The organism is Ochrobactrum sp. WV_118_8 (genome assembly GCF_039631535.1).
In the GTDB taxonomy this organism is placed as follows: Bacteria; Pseudomonadota; Alphaproteobacteria; order Rhizobiales; family Rhizobiaceae; genus Brucella; species Brucella anthropi.
The window spans coordinates 197,309-215,505 of the sequence record NZ_JBDIUZ010000006.1; the positions used below are offsets into that span (position 1 = coordinate 197,309).

The window sequence follows — 18,197 nt, forward strand, 5'->3', positions numbered from 1 at the left end:
GTGAATCCTCCAACAAAACGCTGTAGGTGCGAATCCTTGATAGCCGAACCTGCCCCAAGGAGGGAATGACTCAGGTCGGCACGGCGAGGGCGCGCTCAATCAGCCGCACCAGCGACACCACCACCAGATTGATAAGTAGATACAGCAAACCGGCCACCGCAAAGATCTCAAAAATGGCATAGGTCTGGCTCATCAGCCGCTTCGCATATCCGGTAATCTCCAGCACTGTGATGGTTGAGGCGAGGCTCGTGCCCTTGACGATCAAAATCAGCTCGTTCCCATAGGCCGGCAAGGCCTGGCGCATGGCGAGCGGAAACAGGATACGCCGGAACTGCAGCAGCCGGCTCATGCCACAGGCGCGCGCCGCTTCCAATACTCCGGTGGGAACCGCGACAAAGCCGCCACGCAGGATTTCCGAACTGTAACCGGCGGTATTGAGCGACAGCGCCAGAATTGCACAATGGGTAGCGTCACCGATGAACCACCACATCACCGCGTTGTTCTTGATGAAGGATAACTGTGCAAGCCCATAATAAAGCAGGAAAATCTGGACGAGAAACGGCGTGCCGCGAAACACGACGCTATAGCCCCTTGCGAAGCCTGCAACGAGGCGGCGCTGTGACATGCGCATCAATGCTAGTGTCAGGCCAAAGGCAAAGCCGGCCACAATGGCGCAGCCTGCCAGAATGAGCGTCATGCTCAATCCTTTCAGCAGCACGGACAAGGCGCGGGCAATAAATTCTATATCCATGTCAGGCCCTCCTTAGGCTGAAAATCAACCGGCGTTCAAAACGCACCAAGCCCGCCTGACTGATGATGGTGATCAGGAAATAAGTAGCGGCGGCGGTGAGATAGAAAATGAACGGGCTGCGGGTCGAACCGGCGCCGATGAAAGCCACCCGCATCAGTTCCTGCAGTCCGACGACTGAAACCAGCGCCGTATCCTTGATGGTGATCTGCCAGACATTGTTCATGCCGGGATAAGCGATGCGCAGCATTTGCGGGAGGATGATGCGGCGAAATATACGGGCGCGCCCGATGCCAAGCGCACTCGCCGCCTCCAGATGGCCCTTGGGAATTGAGTTCAGGGCGCCCCGCACCACTTCGGTGGTATAGGCGCCCGATATGGTGCCAATGGCGATTACGGCAATGATGAAAGCATAGCCGCCCGCCGCCATGCCGGCATAGCCAAAAGCGCTGGCGAGTTTGCTGACAAATTCCACCGAGCTGAAAAACAGCAGATAGATGATCAGCAGTTCCGGAATACCGCGCACCACCGACGTATAGGCGTCTACAAGCAGATTGAGCGGAAAGATCCTCCCCCATTTGATCAGTCCGCACAGGGTGCCGATCACGCCGCCCAGCACCATACTGCACAGACCGATTGCGATCGTGATGGTCGCGCCGCGAAGAATGGCCCCGATCCAGCCACCCTCCCAGATTTGTAAAAAACTGATTTCCATTTTCACACCTTGCCACCGCCCGACAGAGAACCGCGCTGCTGTCGCAGCGCAGCTTTTCTTAGTAATTCATTGAAATTATTGCATTATGATTGGCATTTCACTTGCATGGCTTGCTGATGTCCATCTTGAACCAGGTCACGCTTGCCTTGCCGATCGAACCATCGGCAATGGCCGCACAGAGCGCCCCGTCAATTTTCGATTTCAACGCGCTGTCTTCCTTGCGCAGACCGATGCCGGCGGCATCGCCAAGCGTTTCGTCCGAGGCGCTGTCGATACGCACCTCGACCCGTCTGAAGCCGGCGCCATCCGGCTTGCCAAGAAAATCATCAGCCGCCGAGACATCGGAGAAAAACGCATCGATGCGGCCACTGGCCATGTCGATCTGCATCTGTTCCAGTGTGTCATAGGTCTTCAGATCGGCATCCGGAAGGTGCTTGGCGATATAACGGGCATGGGTCGTGCCCGATTGCACGCCGATCCGCTTGTCGGCCAGCGCTTTCATCAGACCGTCGAAGTCAGTCAGTGCCGCGACAGGACTTCCTTTGGGCGCGACAAAGAAATTGGGGACGTCCCCATAGCCTTTCGAGAAAGCAATCTCCTTTTTGCGCTCATTGGTGATCGACATGCCGGAAATGATGGCGTCGATCTGATGCGCCCTCAGCGCCGGGATCAGCCCGTCAAAGGCTTGTACAACAAAGGTGCATTTCACCGCCATTTTTGCACAGACGAGCTTGCCGACATCCGCGTCATAGCCGGTGACATTGCCCTGCGCATCGGCCATGCTCCATGGCGGATAGGCGCCTTCAGTGCCAATGCGCAGTTCTTCACCGGCGGCCGAAGCCGTTGAAATGCCCATCGCCATGATGCTGGCGAGCGCCAGATTTTTCCACATCACGTTTTCCCCTTGTGTTTGTTGTCGGTTGTGGTGTCAGTTAATGAATGTGCGCGCCAGAAACTGCCGCAGGCGCGGCGATTGCGGATTGCTGAATAGAGTTGTTGGTGCACCCTGCTCCTCCACCCTGCCCTGGTGCAGGAACAGGATCTTGTGCGAGACCTCGTAGGCAAAGGACATTTCATGCGTCACCAGGATCATGGTGTTGCCCTCTTCGGCGAGCTGGCGGATGACGCGCAACACTTCGCCGACCAGTTCCGGATCCAACGCTGACGTCGGCTCGTCGAGAAGAATGACCTTTGGCCGCATGGCGAGTGTACGGGCGATGGCGGCGCGCTGCTGCTGGCCACCGGAAAGCTGCGCCGGATAATGGCCATGCTTTTCTGCTAGTCCAACCTTCCTTAACAGTTCATGGGCATGGTCAACCGCATCCGCGCGGTGTTGACTGCGTACATGCACTGGCGCCTCGATGATGTTTTCCAGCACCGTCATATGCGGCCAGAGATTGAAGTTCTGAAATACCATGCCGACATCGGCCCGAATGCGCTCTACTTGGCGCTTGTTTGCCGGTGCCTGTTTGCCGTCCCGCCGCCGGCGGATCGCGATTTCTTCGCCGTCAATTACGATACGGCCGCTGTCGGGCTGCTCAAGCAGATTAACGCAGCGCAGAAAAGTACTTTTGCCCGACCCCGATGAGCCGATCATTGATACGACCTCACCCGGCCGCGCCACAAGATTTACACCGCCAAGTACCGCCAGACTGCCGAAAGACTTGTGCAAATCATGCACTTCCACTGCCGGCGGGAGCAATTCTGCCGCCATCGGTGGTACGACGTTGGCGGCGACCCGCGCCGGCAACGGGTTCTGGGCGGCAAGGTCATGCAGGCTCTGCAAAGCGCGATCAAAATAGCGCAGGCTGGCCGGGATACATGCCTCCTCCCAGGCCCGGTCTTCTGGAATGAAGCCGGTGCGCAGGCGTTGCTTGATGTCCAGACCGAGCGGGCTGGCAGGATCACCATGCAGATGCAACCAGTTGTCGGCGCTGACCGCTTCTGCCATGACACCCGGCGCCAGCGTGCCGCATTCCACCACCAGAGGCAGCAGCTTTGCGCGGGGCAACATCTTCCGCACTGCCGCCGAAACATAGCCTGTTGCGGTCGCGGCGATACCGGTATCTGTAGTGGCATTGGTTCCGGTCAGCACCACACTCATTGCGGGACCGTAGATGGTTCTACCCCAGTCCAGCCCGCCATGCTCGCTTTCCGCGATTGACAGCAGTGCAGGATAACCATAGGGCCCCGCACCGGTATGTAGATCGAAGAGGACGACGTTTTCCGCCTCACTGACATGATCCTGCATGATGCGGTGCAGCGTCAGATTGGACCATTCCGCCTGCGAGCCGCCATAATAGAGCCCATCGCTAAATTCATATTGGCCCGCTTCGACCACCGCCACCATCGCCTGTGGCCCACCCAGTTCCTGCTGTAACCTGGCATAAGCTTGTCTGGCCTGCTCGCGCTCCTGACCGTCCCAGGCAGTGAAAGCCGCAACTTCGTGTACACGGCGATAATTTTCATTGCGCGGCGGCTCTTTCGACCAGTCGATAAAATTGCGGTTTAGGTCGACATTGTTCTCGGTTACTCGGCGCATCCAGGCCGCGCCCCATGGATTGATGGCGTGGATGAGCAGGATGGCAAGATCCTCCGGCAATCCGGCTAAGTCGGTGCTCCCGACCCATCGGCTCTGACAGGCAGAGCCAAACGCCGCCTCCGCGCCATGGGTGCCTGACAGAATGACCAGCATGCGCCGCGCATCGCGACGGCCAATCAACGCCACATCGGTCGAAAGCTGCTCTCCCGTCGGTCCATGCAACGGATGAATGATCTGTTCCAGGCTTGCTCCGGCTTTCTGCGCTGCTGCGATGAAGTCCGCTCGCATGGCGTCAAAGTTCGTCGGAATGAATGATGCAACCGTTTTTGCCTTATATTTGATGAAACCTGCGTTCACGCGCGTGTCCCTTCTTACTTAGGTCGTTATAGATCAAGCACGATGGTTGATTGTGGCTTCGCGCAACACAACAGGACTTGACCCGGTTGGGGACCATCGAGCGGTTCTTCAAAATAGCTCACGGTCCCCGACACCAGTCTCTGCACGCAGGAGCCGCATATGCCTGCACGGCAGCTGAACGCCAGTTCGAAACCATTATCCTCGAGAAAGTCCAGCAAGGACGGTGACTTATCGTTCCAGGGCAGAACTTGGCCACTCACGGCGAGCGCAACGCTTACTGCGTCACCGCTCAGCGACGGTTCAGCGGTGACCACGGCTGTAGCAGTCAGAGATGAGCTAGTCTTTTTCAGCCGGCTGCCCACACCGAAAAACTCATAGGCAATGCGGTTTTCAGCGATGCCAAGATCGGTGAGAAGATCATACATGGCCTGCATGAACGGTAGAGGTCCGCACATGTAGACGTCATAGTCGTCGAGTGGCAGCAGCGCCTGCAGCGTCTCTTTCGACAACAAGCCGGTGGAGTGGAACAACTTCTCATCCTCCACGCGAGGCGTGCGGTAGCAAAAATGCACCCGGATATTGTCTCTTGCCGCCGCCAGCCACAAGACATCCTCGCGCAGGGCATGTACGCCGCCGTGATCGGTGGCGTGAATGAACCAGACCGGTCGATCACTCTGTTCCACCAACGCCCGCAGCATGGCGACCATCGGCGTCAGTCCGACGCCGCCCGACAGCAGCACCACCGGCCGGCAGCTCGTCTCATCCAAGGTGAAAGCGCCGTGCGGGCCGTCAATATCGATGTGGGCGCCGATTTCCACCCGGTCATGCAGCCAGCTGGATGCGAGACCGTCGGGATACTGCGCTGACGACGCCGTCTCACGCTTGACGGTAATGCGATAGGTTGCGGTTTCGGCTGAAAATGACGACACGGTATAATTGCGCTGTTCTGTTCCTTGCGCACTAGGCACCCTTAGCGTCAGATATTGGCCTGTCTTGAAGCTCGTCCAATGTTCACGGTCGCAGGCGGTCAGGTGAAACGAGGTTATCGTGTCACTCTCACGGATTTTTGCCGTTACCATAAATGGACGAAAACCTTGAGTTTTCGCCATTAAGACCGCCTATTCAGCTGCCACGGCGGTTGAGTTTTCCGCGGCGATCATCTGCGCCAGACGGCGGCGGAAACGCAGCGGGCCCGTATCGATCTTTAGATCAAGATTTGGCGTCTTCTTGTTGGCCATTCCCTGCTGCACGGCTTCAAGCACGACACGATCCTCTTCAAATGCACCGCGCACGGATTTGGCGAAACTTGCTGACACCGCCGGATCATCCGGCTTGAAGTTTCGAAGCTGAAACCAGTAATATTTTGTGTGGCTTTCGTCGATCGGGGTCATGAAATTATAGCTGTCCATCATAAAGGTCGTTTCGGGCAGAGACTTGCCCTCGCCACCGCTATTCGCCGGGGCAAAAATTGCCTTAATGATGGCGTTACTCGGATAACGCACTTCATAATGCTGCTTGCGATCGGTTTTGCCTGCAAATTGCAGGAAGGGTGCATAAAAAGGCGCCGGGTCTGAATCGATCATCCAGCGCCATACAGTCACGCCGTCCGCAGCCACCGTGGTTTCAAGGGGCGTTTCCTCGCAGGCTGAGCTGGCGAAGGAAGATTGATGCACCCAGGCGACATGAGACGGATCGAGTAGATTGTCAGTCATGTAGAGATAATTGCAGTTGAGCATCATCGATTCGCCACGATTGACGCCCCAGGCCGGATCATCGAAATGCTCGACATGGAAGATTTCCGCCGGGTCGGCATTGTCCGCCTCGCCCATCCAGATCCACACAAGACCATAGCGTTCTTCCACAGGATAGGATCGTACACAGGCGACATGTGGAATTTTCTCGGCGCCGGGAACGCGGGTGCAGGTGCCGGTCATATCAAAGGTCAGGCCATGATAGCCGCATTCGACCTGATCACCTTTGATGCGCCCCATGGAAAGCGGCAATTTCCTATGCGGACACGCGTCTTCAAGCGCCGCCGGCCGACCATCGCTGGTGCGATAAAGAACGATCGGCTCACCGAGAATCGTCACCGTCTTCAACTCGCGATTGACCTCATGATCCCAGGCAGCGACGTACCAAGCATTCCTTAAAAACATGATCGTTCCCCAATTTTCGATTTTAATTGCCAGCATGTTCAGGGGGGAGCACAGCAAATACAAGCTGACTAGTCCTGCGTTTTTATTTAGAGTAGCTAAAAAGTACCAACGTGAGTACAGCGGTTATGCTTAATTTGCCCTTGCGGGGATTGCAGGTTTTCGAGGCGATTGGGCGCTGCGGAACAGTGACAAAGGCGGCGCGCGAACTGGGAGTTTCACCCGGCGCTGTCAGTCAGCAGATACGCAGTCTTGAAGAGGCTATTGGCGTCACGCTGCTGGAGCGAAAAGGACGCCAGATAGCCCTGACCACTTGGGGCCGGATTTATCACGAGCAGATCTCGAAGGGATTCGAACAACTTGCCCGGGCGGGAGATGTACTCGAACGGGCGCGCAATCACGGCGTAATAATCCTGAGCGCGCTGACATCGGTAGCCAACCGATGGATTGGGCCAAAGATTTTTGACTGGCAATCACAACATCCGGAAGCACGCGTGCGCTTGAGCGGACAGGACATCGAGCCCCAGCTTGGCGTTGAGCCGGCGGATTTCCGCATAACCTATGGTAAACGCGTGCTGGCGCACGAGCACTATGTCGAGCTTTATCGCGACTGGGTGGTCCCGGTCTGTGCGCCACAATTGCTGGCTGGCGGTACGCTGCAGCAGCCGGCCGATATTTTGTCGCTACCGCTGTTGGGCATTGACTGGGAGAGCGATTATTTACCGCCGCCGAACTGGGCCGACTGGGCGCGCCATATAGGTGTTGATACATTGCATGCAGCGCCCGGATTTTCCTTTAGCCTGTCTACCGGCGCAATAGGCGCAGCTTTGAGTGGACGCGGCGTGGTATTGGCCCAAATTTCAATGATTGGAGAAGAATTAGCCGAGCGCCGACTGATTATACCCTATGACCTCCGCTTGCGGCTGTCGGAAAGCTATTATCTCGCGTGGGACCGCGCCGCGTTGAGCAAGCCATTTGGCGCGCGCTTCCAACGCTGGATCATTAAGGCTGCCAAATCGCAGGAAGCTATTTCGCGCGGGTCATGACTGCGCAGCAAGTCAGCCAAGAGATTTTAGAACGTTCCCAACCCTTTCCCTACACCCTCTGGACCGATAAACTGGTAGGAGCGCAAATATGTCAAATATGCGGCTGCCATGAAGACGCGATTTGTACAGGCGGTGTCCTTATCAACCAGGCGTTCAGAGAGCTCGGACGCGCGGTTCTTCATTTTCGCCACCTACTCCGCCCGCGGAAATTCTGAGAAGGGCTCAACGTCGTGGATGGAACAGCGCCAGCCGTATCGGTATCCTTCGAAAAGTGCCGCGAAATGGCGATCAACCTCATTGATGAGTAGGTTTCGGCGCTAAAGCTCCGCCAACTTCAAGCTTCGCTCGTCAATGGAACGCCCTAACGCTCCACACGGTGCGCACCGAACCAGCAGGGCACCGTCGATTGGTCACAGAAGGTTATCGCTTCTGATGTTGCCGATCAACTCCTACCTAAAACCCTGCTTACGGTTCGATCTCGATCCGCATAGCCGGAAACATTCCGGCAAAGTACGCCAATCGAATCGGTATACTTATAAACAACGGCGAATCCACACCATGATGTACGGCTGGATGAATTCGAGTGTATCCAGGGCACTGTTACTTTAACGAGAGTGCAGACGTAACGTATTCTTTGGCGCATCTGTCATGCGGATTTCAGGCACGTGATTTCGCGCCACATGTCAGTGGCGGCTTGTCGTAACTCACGATGATCGGCGGCATTGAATTGGTTTCGGGGGAAATAATTTAGGTTGTAGATCGGATCATGTATCGACGTGAAATTTTGCACATGTCGCGCCGATTTAAAGCGCTTCATAACCCGCTCTCGTCGTCGGATCGGCTGATGCGAATTCTCTGCCCGATTGTTCAAACCCTTATGCTGGCGATGATCGCAAACGCTAAGTCCCATCGTTCGTTTGGCAGCGCCATATGATCGTAGTTTATCGGTGACCATGATCCGGGGTGCACAGCCCTGTGCAGAGAGAAGCTTGCGCATGAAGCGCTTGGCGGCCTTGGTATTACGGCGTTTCTGGACCAGAACATCCAAAACAAAACCATCCTGATCAACTGCTCGCCAAAGAATGTGATGCTCACTTTTGATAGATATTCCACATTCATCCAGGTGCCATTTATCGCCAAGCCGCGGTGTGCGGCGACGGATATTACTGGCATAAGCACGTGCGAATTTCTCCGCCCATTCGTACACGGTCTTATATGTGACGAAGATGCCACGATAAGCCAGCATGTCTTCAACCATGCGAAAGCTTAGCGGAAAGCGGAAATACAACCACACCGCCTCTGCAATAATCTCAGATGGATAACGATGGCGGCGGTAAAGCGAAGAACGAGGTTCGGTCATCACCCGTTATCGCAACTGATGTTTACACTTAGGTTAAGGTAACAGTGCCGTGTAAGCGGGGCAAATTTGGTGGCCAAGACCCTGTTTCTGATTCCAAGTCAGGAACGTTTACATCATGTATGAAATCCAGGCCATACTGCATCGAAATCTGAAACGATCAAAGCAAAGATTAAAACGGATCCCTGACCCAATCTTCAAATGCATGACGTACCCGAATTACAAAAACTGTTCCGTCTGCTTCAATTTGATAAATAATGAGGTGGGCTTTAAACGGGTGCACCCGCACAGTTGGAGAAATTTCTTCACGTGCACGTGCCATTTGTGGGTTCTTTGCAATTAAATCCAGAGTGTTAAACAACTCTGCATGATAGCGTTTCGCCTGCACAGGCCCAAACATTGCTATACCCTGCTCGGCGATAGCAATGATATCGTCTTCCGCAAGAACAGAGAGTTTAAATTCCATCAGTTGCGTTTCAGAGATTTTTCGGCGTTAGCGAGTGCCACTGCGAAGAGTTCATCCTGTGAACGACTTCCTGGGCCACTTTGTAAGCCCTCGTCAACAAAGCGCTGCATCGCTGCGATCTTATCGCTGCGCATTTGATCTTTACGGATCAAATCGCGCACATAGTCACTCGCATTCGAATAGCGTCCCGTTTTGGCCTGAGCCTCAACCCATTCTTTCATAGGATGAGGGAGCGATACGTTCATCGTTACCATCAAATTCTCCCTTCACTGCAATTAAAATCGCAGATTGGCAAAGTTTGTCAATGCTATTTTCACTAGCTACCTATCCATTTAACGTTCAAGGCCAGACCGTTGATTATGATTGCCAGTCAACAACGGGCCTTCGCATCCATCCGGTGTTCAATATCGTGTGTGTTAAACGTGGCCCCGCCACCTCTAAAAAGTGCTGTACAGGTATTGCGCGGTAAACAGATCGAGATGCCCGCCACCGACATTCTTGTAGACCGTGATCTCGCGATCATCGCTGCGGCCCGGATGTTTTGGCTGACATAGCTCAATCAAATCAGCTTCGATCTGCTCATGCTTGATCAGTCCAGTGGCGAGCGGAATTCCGAGTTCGCCCGAACCATCACAGCAATGGCGCGTATCAACAAATACCCGTCCGGCACGACGGAACACGTCATCATCGGCTTCACGCATGTCCGGCATATAGGCACCGATCAGATCGACATGAGCGCCCTCTTTGAGGAGTTTTCCCTTAACCAGCGGATTGGTCGACATGGTGACACACGATATGATGTCCGCCATCGAGACTGTGTTATCGAGATTCTCCACGGCAACGATGTCGACGCCAGCAATGTCAAGTCGGCTGGCAAGTTTTTCCGCCCTGTCGAAGTTGCGGTTCCAGATAAAGACTTGATCGATCGACGGTCGGCTGGCGCAATGAGCCTGCACCACATGGGGCGCTAGCCCCCCGGCACCAACCACCAGCAAGGTACGGGCGTCCTTGCGCGCCAGCAGGCTGGCGCCAAGTGCCGAATCTGCCGCCGTCTTCTTGAAGGTTTCAATGGCGCCATCACAGACCATGAGTGCTTCGCCGGTCTGACCGCTGAACAGCGTTACCGTGCCCTGGATCGAAGGTTGGGCCACAGGAAGTTTGACATTCGCAGGGAAAACACCGACCAGCTTGACGGCAACCGCCTCCCCTTCGAGCCAAGCTACCAGGGACACAAACTGGTTGTCTGCGCTTTTCCGATCCTGAAGCACGGTAGTGTCGCTTTGCGGTCGTTTGCCGCTCGCATGCGCTTGACGCAAGGCTTCGATCAATCCCGGATAATCGAGCGCGGCTTCGGTTTGCTGTGCATTGAGAATTATCATCATTCGTTCCTGTCACGCCACGCGCTTCAAAAAACTTTTAGTACGCGGATGTTGTGGATTGCCCATAACCTTTTTAGGCGGGCCGGATTCAACAATCACGCCACCATCCATGAAAATCAGATGGTCGGCGACTTCGCGAGCGAAGTTCATTTCATGCGTGACGACAATCATGGTCACGCCATCTTCGGCCAACTGGCGCATCACCGCCAGAACCTCACCGACCAGTTCCGGATCAAGAGCTGATGTGGGTTCATCAAAAAGCATCAGCCGAGGCTGCATCGCCAATGAACGGGCAATCGCCACGCGTTGCTGCTGCCCACCGGAGAGCTGGTCGGGATAATAATTCGCGCGCTCGGTAAGGCCGACTTTTTCCAGCAGCTTCATCGCCGCGGCGGTGGCCGACCGGCGACCTATCTTGCGTACGATCATAGGCGCCTCGATGATGTTTTCCACCACGGTCTTATGGGGGAAGAGATGGAAGCCCTGGAACACCATGCCCATTTTCTGGCGCTGGCGTGCCAGTTCGTTGAAGGACATCGTATAAAGCCGCTCACCCTGCCAACGCATGCCGATCGGCTCGCCTTCCAGCAACACGGCACCGGAATCCGGCACTTCGAGATAGTTCAGGCAGCGCAGCAATGTGCTTTTGCCGGAGCCGGATGGGCCGACAATGCAGGTCACGTCCCCCTTTTCCACCGTCATGTCGATGCCGTCGAGCACCCGGTGATTGCCAAAAGATTTGGTCAGTCTTTCCACCTGCAGCAGTGGCAAGCTCGCGGGCGTTTCATTCATTTTTGATATCCAAGCGCAAATTTGAAGGGCAGAAGTCTGGATAGGAATGATGCGGAACGGGTGGTCTGCCGGGATTTCAGGTGGTTCTCGACATGGTGCTCGAGGATGGTCAGGGCAGTCGACAGGATGAGATACCAGATCGTGGCCACGATCAGCAGCGGAATGGTCTGGTAGGTGCGCGAATAAATCATCTGCGCCGAATAAAGCAGATCTGGCAAGGCCAGAACGCTGACCAGTGACGTGAATTTCAGCATTGAAATGGTGTCATTGCCGATCGGAGGAATGATGATGCGGATTGCCTGGGGCAACACGATCCGCGTCATGATCTGAAATCGCGTCATGCCAAGCGTCGCGGCGGCCTCGGTCTGGCCCGGGTTGATCGCCTGGATGCCAGCGCGGATGGTTTCGGCGGCATAGGCGCTTTCTGTAAAGGACAGGCCAAGCAGTGCTGCACTCATCGGCGTGATCAGCGTGTTCATGTCCCAGGACCACAATGTCGGCCCGAACGGAACGCCAATGGTCAGATTGGGAACCAGAAGCGCCAGATTGTACCAGAAAATCAGCTGAACCAGGGGTGGAACGCCGCGAAAGAACCATATCCACAGCCAGCTTGCCCATTGCAGCACCGGATTGGCCGAAAGGCGCATCACGGCCAGTATGATGCCGATTGCAAAACCGAAGATCATTGCGGCAAAAGTCAGGAACAGCGTGCGCGCCAAGCCAGCGAGAATGTCGGGATGAAACATGTAGCGCACAACAATGTTCCATTGCAGGTTCTCATTGGTCGCCAGCATATTGACAAAACTCAATGCGATCAGAATGAGCACGGCGCCGGTGATCCATCGAGACGGATGGCGCACGGGTATCGGTTTGACACTATGTATATCCGGCCGGTGCGCGACCGTCTTTGCTGTTCTTGCCATGATTTACTCCAGACTACCGTATCGTGTTTAGCGAAATTCGTATTCGAACTTACCAAACCCGCCGGCCCGTGTTCCGGGCCGGCCCTTGCGTAATGGACCGCGGCTGTATTCGCACCGCCGCCGGCTGACGGGCGTTCTCCTTCAATCGGCCCTGACTATTTTGGCTCCGGATTGTCCTTAGTAACCAGAACCGCCTTTTCCAGGGTGCCGGCGCCATCAACGCCCCACTTTGCCATGATTTCCTTGTAGGAGCCGTCATCGATCATGGACTGGATGGCATCACGGAAAACTGGCCCAAGCGCATCACCCTTGCGCACGCCAATGCCGTTGAAGACCGGATTGCTGACCAGTTCAGATACGCTGAAGCGTCCGGTAATCTTGGCCATATAATGCATTTTTGCCGATCCGGCCGCCACCATCTCAACACGCCCCGAGGACACGGCCAGCTCGGCAGCGTTCTGAGTGGTGAATTGCTGCAGGTTAATCGGCTTCTCACCGGCGGATTCGCACAATTCCGCGCTCTTTTCCTTCAGATATTGGTAGTCCCAGGCACCTGTCATCACTGCAACGCTATGGCCGCACAGATCTTTTTCCGACTTGATGGAAAAGTCCTTGCCTTTCAAGAAGGCATAGGCGGTGCCTTCCTTGCGCTGAGGAATGAAATCAAGCGAATAAAGCCGTTCCGGCGTCACACCGAAGGAAGAAAATCCGGCGTCAAAACGCTTGCTGGCCAGGCCCGGAATGATGGCGTCGAAACTGGTTGCGGTAAATTCGAATGGGACGCCAATGCGTTCCGACATGGCTTTGGCCATGTCGATGCTCCAGCCTTTCAGGACGCCGTCTTCGACAAACTCGTCCGGTGGCCAGTCATTGAAGGCAGCAATCTTGACGCCCTTCCTGTAATTCTCCGGCACAGCGTCCTGTAGTGCCTTGATCGGTGCGGCATGCACCGAGGTGATGCTGGCGGCCGTGGCCAGCGCCGCCAGCGCTACCATCATGCGCCGGGATGCGGTTTTGCGACGATTGGTCATTTATCTCCCCTTTGATTGGAACTTTATCCCCGTGCGAGGCTCGTCTTCTACTTGCGTTGCTGAAAATGATATGCGAACGTTCTCACAATATAGCCATTGATTGATCGCATCCGTCAAGTTGAAAGTTGAGATCAGGCCCATCATCGCCTATGAAACGGTACAGGTATTGAGCAGCGTGAAACTGCTTGGAAGGAACGCGCAGACATGAGTGGACGACGCGCCGACAAGACGACCATTGCCGATGTGGCGCGCCTGGCCGGCGTCAGCACCGCGACCGCCGGACGTGTATTGGGCGGCTATGGCTATACCAGCGAAGAAATCCGCGACAAGGTGAAGAAATCCGCTGATATGCTGGGCTATCGCCCCAATCTGCTGGCACGCAGTCTTATCACCGGGCGCAGCAAGACCATAGGCGTTGTCGCGGGCGACATGCAAAGCCCGTTTTACGCCAGTATTCTGCGCGGTATTTCCGATGTGGTTCGTGCGCGCGGCTTTGGCTTGATCGTCACCAACAGCGATGAATCGATCGATCGTGAGCTGGAGGCAGTGGATCTTCTGCGCGAAAAGCAGGCCGACGGCATCATCATTGCGCCCTGTGATATTCTCAAGGCGCAGCACTTGCACGATGTCGTTGCCAGCGGCTGTCCGGTGGTTCAGATCGATCGCCGCGTGAAGGGATTGAAGGCGGATTCGGTGACCGTCAATGGCCGCCAGGCCGCCCACGCCGCAGTGACCCAAATGATTCTCGACGGCCATAGTCGGATTGGCGTACTGGCGGAACTCGAGCATGGCCGCTACAAGAATCTCAACGCATTTCTTCACGACCGCCAGCACAAGAAAATCGATATTTCATCGCTTTATCCGAGCTGGCAACGTCTGCTCGGCTATATCGAAGCGCATGAGGAAGCCGGGATCGCCTTTGATCCGAGCCTCGTTGCCCAGGTGGGCAGCTATTCGATCGATATTGCCCGCCAGCACGCCATCGCGTTGCTGACCCGGGAAACCCCGCCTTCAGCGCTGTTTACCACCGATGGATTGATGTCAGCCGGCGCCATGCTGGCAATCAGCGAACTCGATATTTCCATTCCGCAGCAACTGTCCGTGGTCTGCTTCGACGATCTGGACTGGATGTCGTTCTTTACCCCTAAACTGACGGCAATCCGGCAGCCGCTGCTCGAGGTTGGCGAAGCCGCGGCTCGTCTGGTCCTGGAGCGGCTCGATAGCGCCGATCGGGCGCAGCAGGATATCGTGCTGCATGCCGAATGGCAGCCCCGTTGTTCGCTCGCCCGCCATCCCGGTTGATCTGGCCGGTCTTAACCTCAAAAAGACACGCGCAGCGAGCTCAATCCTGCAACTCGGCTATAGGCTCGCCGAGATCAATCGGCGCGGCATGACCTGTACCACCATATTGGCCACATGTCGCCGCAGCAACGCGTGACGCCGCCTGTAGCAATGTTGCGGGCGCCTCGCCTTTCACCAGGCCATAAAGGGTGCGGGCGATGAAACTGTCACCAGCGCCTAACGTGTCAACCGCCACAATCGGTGTTGCTTCGGCATGGAAAACCCCTTGCGCACCGGCAAGAACTGCGCCCTTGGTGCCGCGGGTGATCAGCACCCAATCCGCGCCGCTCTCGCGCAGGCAGGCAATGGTCGCCGTAACCTCGTCCGGCGAAAGCTCACCGCCCGAAACAGCGGCTAGAAAGCATTTCGGGCCGATGCGCCGATAGTGTTCCACGTCGCGCCGGGTGGAGAAATCATAGGACAGACGTTGCGGCGCAATGGCATCCAGCCAGCCGTCAAGGCCGCTCGACTGACCGATATGGACGGCATCGAACCGGCGCGCAAACTGAATATCGGCGGCGCTCGGCTCAAACATCGACACTCCGAGATCAAAGCGGATGAAATAGCGATCATTGTTACCGCGATGACCAATGATGCAATAGGCCGTCTTGCCTGTGGCCTCCATGCGCAGATGCGAAGTATCGACGTCCTCGTCGCGCAGTGCGGCCTGAATGACCCTTCCAGCCGCATCTGCGGCAACCACGCCGATATAGGCCGCCTCGGCTCCAAAACGGCTCATATGGATAGCGACATTGACACAGTTACCGCCCGGAAACATTTCCCGACGCGAAATGTAACAATCGACGACATTATCGCCCATCGCCGCGATTTTGATCATTCTTATTTTCCCAATTGACAAGATGTGAGAACGTTCGCACACTAAAGTAGAACTGTCAACGTATCGCGGGGTTGGTACCGGGAAATGTTGCACTGGACCGGAACGGCTGCCGATCGGCACAGCCGGGCTCTTCAAGACGCTGAAAAGAGGAATAGAATGCCCAAACAACTTCCTACCGATATTGCTGAAACCTTGAATGCGCTTGCGCAGCGGGATTTTTCGCATGTGTTTCTGGTTGCCTGCGGCGGATCGCTGTCAATCATGCATCCGGGCAAGTATTTTCTGGATCGCCATTCGGGACTGCTGACCTCTGATGTCTATAATGGCGACGAGTTCGTCACACGCGACCCGCGTCGCCTCAACAGCGATGCCATTGTCATTCTGTGCTCCCAGACGGGCACCACCAAGGAAACGGTGCGGGCGGCAGAACATGCCCGTCGCCGGGGCGCCTGCGTGATCTCCCTGACGCTGGATCCGCAATCGCCGCTCGCCGCCGCCGCCGACCACGTGCTGCAATACCAGGCGTCCTACACCACCGGCATTCCGATCGATGGTGCCGACAGCAATTACAGCGTGCTTTACATGTTGCTGGCGGGCGTTGTCGATTTACGCGACAAGTCCAGCCTGCTGCCCAAACTGCTGGAAAGCCTGCCGGCACTGCAACCGGCCATTGAACGCGGTCAGCAGCATTTTGATGAAACCTTTACCAGATATGCAGAGCGCTATGGCCGCGAAAAAGTCGTGTACACCATGGCTAGCGGTCCGGTTTATGGCGCAGCCTATTCATTCTCCATCTGCGTGCTCATGGAAATGCTGTGGATCAACTCGCAAGCTATCCACGCCAATGAGTTCTTCCATGGCCCATTCGAAGTCCTCGATAAAAATGCCTGTTTCGTCGTCATGATTGGGCTCGATGAAACGCGTGCGCTGGCCGAGCGTGGCCGGGATTTCCTGTACCGTTTCGGCGAGCCGGACAATATGTTGGTGCTGGATGCAGCGAAACTCGATCTCGCTGGCATAGATGACACTTTCAAGGGATATTTCGTGCCGTTGATTTTCTTCGATGCTCTTTGGAAATTTGCCTATAAGTTGGCGGCGAAACGTGAACAGGTCATGCTGGACGGTCGCCGCTACATGAAAAAGATCACCGACTACTAACAGCACCCCGGCTCAATCTTCGTTGAAGTTGGGCCGGGACTACTACCGTTCCCGACATTGCCATGGCTGCTCGCTATACGGTGAATGGCCTCCATAATGCGGAGCTCGCCGCTACGATCTTTTCCGACCAACACCGTACGACAATCAATTGCGTTTGCCAGAGATCACTGCGTTACCTTTTCAAAACCGCACTATATACCGCTGCGCCGAAATCACTGCCCAAAGATGATACTCAAAACTCTAGATTACTTGAACCGGAACGGCTGTTCCATTGGCGGAGAAGATATGCATGTCCTTCGTCGAAGCTGTAAATCGTAATGTATCTGAGAGCCTAAAATCCGCTTCCTCAGGGGTTTTGATCAGATATTTGGTGTCGGAACCGACCATGTCGATGTAAAGGATTTGCGCCTCGCCCAGATGCTCTACAAGATCCACGGTTCCCGAAAAGAGGGGGCTGCCAGTTTCCTCGCGGGCAATCCTGGTATTCTCGGGTCGGATTCCAACGCTCACTCTATCATCGAGCGCGAAACTTCCATCATTGGCTTGAAGTGCGAGTTTCGTCCCACAGTCGAGATGGCAGGTGTAATTGCGTCCTGCCGCCTCCGATATCGTGCCCGCAAGCATATTCATTGCGGGAGAACCAATAAACTGGGCAACGAAAAGATTGGCTGGCTTTTTGTAAAGTTCCACCGGTGTTCCAATCTGCTCGATATTGCCATCCCTGAACACAACGATCCGATCAGCCAGTGTCATGGCTTCCACCTGATCGTGGGTCACATAAATCATCGTGACATCGGGCATGCTTTGCTTGAGTTTTGCAAGCTCGATGCGTGTAGCCACCCGCAGAGCGGCATCCAGATTGGACAAGGGTTCGTCAAATAGAAAAACACGCGGGTTTCGAACAATCGCACGTCCAATTGCAACACGTTGTCTCTGCCCACCCGAAAGGGCCTTTGGCAAACGTTGCAGATAGCCATCAAGCTGGAGAATTTCGCCCGCCTTCTTGACCCGTTTGTCTATCTCTGCCTTTGCCACGCCGGCGATACGCAGACCGAAAGCCATATTCTCATAAACTGTCATATGAGGATAAAGCGCATATGACTGGAAGACCATTGAAATACCCCGTTTCGACGGAGCGACATGGTTCATACGTTCACCAGCGATGACGAGATCACCCGACGTTATCGTCTCAAGGCCAGCAATTGAGCGCAGCAAGGTTGACTTTCCACAGCCCGAAGGGCCGACAAAAACAACAAACTCGCCGGATCTGATATCAAGATCAATGCCGTGGAGCACTTCCATGTTGGCGTATGACTTACGTACGTTCTTCAGCGACAGCTCGGCCATCGTT

18 protein-coding genes are annotated in these 18,197 nt (G+C 55.4%); 3 read left to right on the plus strand and 15 right to left on the minus strand.

Annotated features, from left to right (window positions below; translation table 11 throughout):
* Positions 1–70: 70 nt before the first annotated feature.
* The 6 genes from ABDF71_RS26790 to ABDF71_RS26815 all read right to left on the minus strand — a co-directional run bounded on the left by ABDF71_RS26790 (position 71) and on the right by ABDF71_RS26815 (position 6,518).
* Positions 71–751 (minus strand): ABC transporter permease, encoded by a 681-nt coding sequence (locus ABDF71_RS26790; protein ID WP_151610690.1) that lies wholly within the window; start codon positions 749–751, stop codon positions 71–73.
* A 1-nt stretch (position 752) separates the two neighbouring features.
* Entirely contained in the window at positions 753–1,463 is a 711-nt protein-coding gene (locus ABDF71_RS26795) for an ABC transporter permease (protein ID WP_151610689.1), read from the minus strand.
* A gap of 97 nt (positions 1,464–1,560) precedes the next feature.
* Positions 1,561–2,355: a transporter substrate-binding domain-containing protein gene (locus ABDF71_RS26800; protein ID WP_231771646.1), complete on the minus strand. Its 795-nt coding sequence runs from the start codon at positions 2,353–2,355 to the stop codon at positions 1,561–1,563.
* A 36-nt stretch (positions 2,356–2,391) separates the two neighbouring features.
* Positions 2,392–4,362 (minus strand): DUF2817 domain-containing protein, encoded by a 1,971-nt coding sequence (locus tag ABDF71_RS26805; protein WP_278423163.1) that lies wholly within the window; start codon positions 4,360–4,362, stop codon positions 2,392–2,394.
* A gap of 26 nt (positions 4,363–4,388) precedes the next feature.
* On the minus strand, positions 4,389–5,471 hold the full coding sequence (locus ABDF71_RS26810) for a 2Fe-2S iron-sulfur cluster-binding protein (protein WP_151649008.1): 1,083 nt from the start codon (positions 5,469–5,471) through the stop codon (positions 4,389–4,391).
* A gap of 9 nt (positions 5,472–5,480) precedes the next feature.
* Entirely contained in the window at positions 5,481–6,518 is a 1,038-nt protein-coding gene (locus tag ABDF71_RS26815) for an aromatic ring-hydroxylating dioxygenase subunit alpha (protein WP_151610686.1), read from the minus strand.
* 125 nt (positions 6,519–6,643) lie between these two features.
* Here ABDF71_RS26815 and ABDF71_RS26820 point away from each other — a divergent pair, with 125 nt between their 5' ends.
* Positions 6,644–7,561: a LysR family transcriptional regulator gene (locus ABDF71_RS26820; protein WP_151610692.1), complete on the plus strand. Its 918-nt coding sequence runs from the start codon at positions 6,644–6,646 to the stop codon at positions 7,559–7,561.
* Positions 7,562–8,207: 646 nt separating this feature from the next.
* On the opposite strand, the gene ABDF71_RS26825 is transcribed toward ABDF71_RS26820, so the two are convergent.
* The 7 genes from ABDF71_RS26825 to ABDF71_RS26855 all read right to left on the minus strand — a co-directional run bounded on the left by ABDF71_RS26825 (position 8,208) and on the right by ABDF71_RS26855 (position 13,509).
* On the minus strand, positions 8,208–8,921 hold the full coding sequence (locus tag ABDF71_RS26825; protein WP_231771645.1) for an IS6 family transposase: 714 nt from the start codon (positions 8,919–8,921) through the stop codon (positions 8,208–8,210).
* A gap of 169 nt (positions 8,922–9,090) precedes the next feature.
* The gene (locus ABDF71_RS26830; protein ID WP_500062007.1) at positions 9,091–9,384 is read right to left on the minus strand and encodes a type II toxin-antitoxin system RelE/ParE family toxin; all 294 of its coding nucleotides are present in this window, start codon (positions 9,382–9,384) and stop codon (positions 9,091–9,093) included.
* The gene (locus tag ABDF71_RS26835; RefSeq protein ID WP_151610664.1) at positions 9,384–9,638 is read right to left on the minus strand and encodes a type II toxin-antitoxin system ParD family antitoxin; all 255 of its coding nucleotides are present in this window, start codon (positions 9,636–9,638) and stop codon (positions 9,384–9,386) included. Before ABDF71_RS26835 ends, ABDF71_RS26830 begins: the two co-directional genes overlap by 1 nt.
* Before the next feature lie 183 nt (positions 9,639–9,821).
* Entirely contained in the window at positions 9,822–10,766 is a 945-nt protein-coding gene (locus ABDF71_RS26840; protein WP_151610663.1) for an ornithine cyclodeaminase, read from the minus strand.
* 9 nt (positions 10,767–10,775) lie between these two features.
* A complete protein-coding gene (locus tag ABDF71_RS26845; protein ID WP_151610662.1) occupies positions 10,776–11,555 on the minus strand; it encodes an amino acid ABC transporter ATP-binding protein in 780 nt (259 codons plus the stop codon).
* Positions 11,552–12,478, minus strand: coding sequence for an amino acid ABC transporter permease (locus ABDF71_RS26850; protein ID WP_151610661.1), 927 nt, complete (start codon positions 12,476–12,478; stop codon positions 11,552–11,554). The genes ABDF71_RS26845 and ABDF71_RS26850 overlap by 4 nt, the downstream gene beginning before the upstream one ends.
* A gap of 155 nt (positions 12,479–12,633) precedes the next feature.
* Positions 12,634–13,509 carry an ABC transporter substrate-binding protein gene (locus tag ABDF71_RS26855; protein ID WP_258125291.1) on the minus strand — a complete coding sequence of 292 codons (876 nt, stop codon included), beginning with the start codon at positions 13,507–13,509 and terminating at the stop codon, positions 12,634–12,636.
* A gap of 204 nt (positions 13,510–13,713) precedes the next feature.
* Here ABDF71_RS26855 and ABDF71_RS26860 point away from each other — a divergent pair, with 204 nt between their 5' ends.
* Positions 13,714–14,811: a LacI family DNA-binding transcriptional regulator gene (locus tag ABDF71_RS26860; RefSeq protein ID WP_151610660.1), complete on the plus strand. Its 1,098-nt coding sequence runs from the start codon at positions 13,714–13,716 to the stop codon at positions 14,809–14,811.
* Positions 14,812–14,851: 40 nt separating this feature from the next.
* Here ABDF71_RS26860 and ABDF71_RS26865 read toward each other — a convergent pair whose 3' ends face one another.
* On the minus strand, positions 14,852–15,913 hold the full coding sequence (locus ABDF71_RS26865; protein WP_255447027.1) for a PfkB family carbohydrate kinase: 1,062 nt from the start codon (positions 15,911–15,913) through the stop codon (positions 14,852–14,854).
* On the opposite strand from ABDF71_RS26865, the gene ABDF71_RS26870 reads away from it, so the two are divergent.
* Positions 15,845–16,846, plus strand: coding sequence for an SIS domain-containing protein (locus ABDF71_RS26870; RefSeq protein ID WP_151610659.1), 1,002 nt, complete (start codon positions 15,845–15,847; stop codon positions 16,844–16,846). The genes ABDF71_RS26865 and ABDF71_RS26870 overlap by 69 nt on opposite strands.
* A gap of 240 nt (positions 16,847–17,086) precedes the next feature.
* Here the strand turns inward: ABDF71_RS26870 and ABDF71_RS26875 are convergent, their stop codons facing one another.
* Positions 17,087–18,193: an ABC transporter ATP-binding protein gene (locus tag ABDF71_RS26875; protein ID WP_258125290.1), complete on the minus strand. Its 1,107-nt coding sequence runs from the start codon at positions 18,191–18,193 to the stop codon at positions 17,087–17,089.
* Between the last annotated feature and the right edge of the window lie 4 nt (positions 18,194–18,197).

Excerpts from the sequence above, each read along its gene's own strand:
- ABDF71_RS26825 (WP_231771645.1), bottom strand. The coding sequence starts at position 8,921 with ATGACCGAACCTCGTTCTTCGCTTTACCGCCGCCATCGTTATCCATCT.
- ABDF71_RS26875 (WP_258125290.1), bottom strand. The coding sequence starts at position 18,193 with ATGGCCGAGCTGTCGCTGAAGAACGTACGTAAGTCATACGCCAACATG.
- ABDF71_RS26840 (WP_151610663.1), bottom strand. The coding sequence starts at position 10,766 with ATGATGATAATTCTCAATGCACAGCAAACCGAAGCCGCGCTCGATTAT.
- ABDF71_RS26830 (WP_500062007.1), bottom strand. The coding sequence starts at position 9,384 with ATGGAATTTAAACTCTCTGTTCTTGCGGAAGACGATATCATTGCTATC.
- ABDF71_RS26790 (WP_151610690.1), bottom strand. The coding sequence starts at position 751 with ATGGATATAGAATTTATTGCCCGCGCCTTGTCCGTGCTGCTGAAAGGA.
- ABDF71_RS26810 (WP_151649008.1), bottom strand. The coding sequence starts at position 5,471 with ATGGCGAAAACTCAAGGTTTTCGTCCATTTATGGTAACGGCAAAAATC.
- ABDF71_RS26845 (WP_151610662.1), bottom strand. The coding sequence starts at position 11,555 with ATGAATGAAACGCCCGCGAGCTTGCCACTGCTGCAGGTGGAAAGACTG.
- ABDF71_RS26795 (WP_151610689.1), bottom strand. The coding sequence starts at position 1,463 with ATGGAAATCAGTTTTTTACAAATCTGGGAGGGTGGCTGGATCGGGGCC.
- ABDF71_RS26865 (WP_255447027.1), bottom strand. The coding sequence starts at position 15,913 with ATGCGAAAAATCCCGCTGCGCAAGCGCATTCAAGGTTTCAGCAATATC.
- ABDF71_RS26870 (WP_151610659.1), top strand. The coding sequence starts at position 15,845 with ATGCCCAAACAACTTCCTACCGATATTGCTGAAACCTTGAATGCGCTT.
- ABDF71_RS26800 (WP_231771646.1), bottom strand. The coding sequence starts at position 2,355 with ATGTGGAAAAATCTGGCGCTCGCCAGCATCATGGCGATGGGCATTTCA.
- ABDF71_RS26820 (WP_151610692.1), top strand. The coding sequence starts at position 6,644 with ATGCTTAATTTGCCCTTGCGGGGATTGCAGGTTTTCGAGGCGATTGGG.
- ABDF71_RS26850 (WP_151610661.1), bottom strand. The coding sequence starts at position 12,478 with ATGGCAAGAACAGCAAAGACGGTCGCGCACCGGCCGGATATACATAGT.
- ABDF71_RS26860 (WP_151610660.1), top strand. The coding sequence starts at position 13,714 with ATGAGTGGACGACGCGCCGACAAGACGACCATTGCCGATGTGGCGCGC.
- ABDF71_RS26855 (WP_258125291.1), bottom strand. The coding sequence starts at position 13,509 with ATGACCAATCGTCGCAAAACCGCATCCCGGCGCATGATGGTAGCGCTG.
- ABDF71_RS26815 (WP_151610686.1), bottom strand. The coding sequence starts at position 6,518 with ATGTTTTTAAGGAATGCTTGGTACGTCGCTGCCTGGGATCATGAGGTC.
- ABDF71_RS26835 (WP_151610664.1), bottom strand. The coding sequence starts at position 9,638 with ATGGTAACGATGAACGTATCGCTCCCTCATCCTATGAAAGAATGGGTT.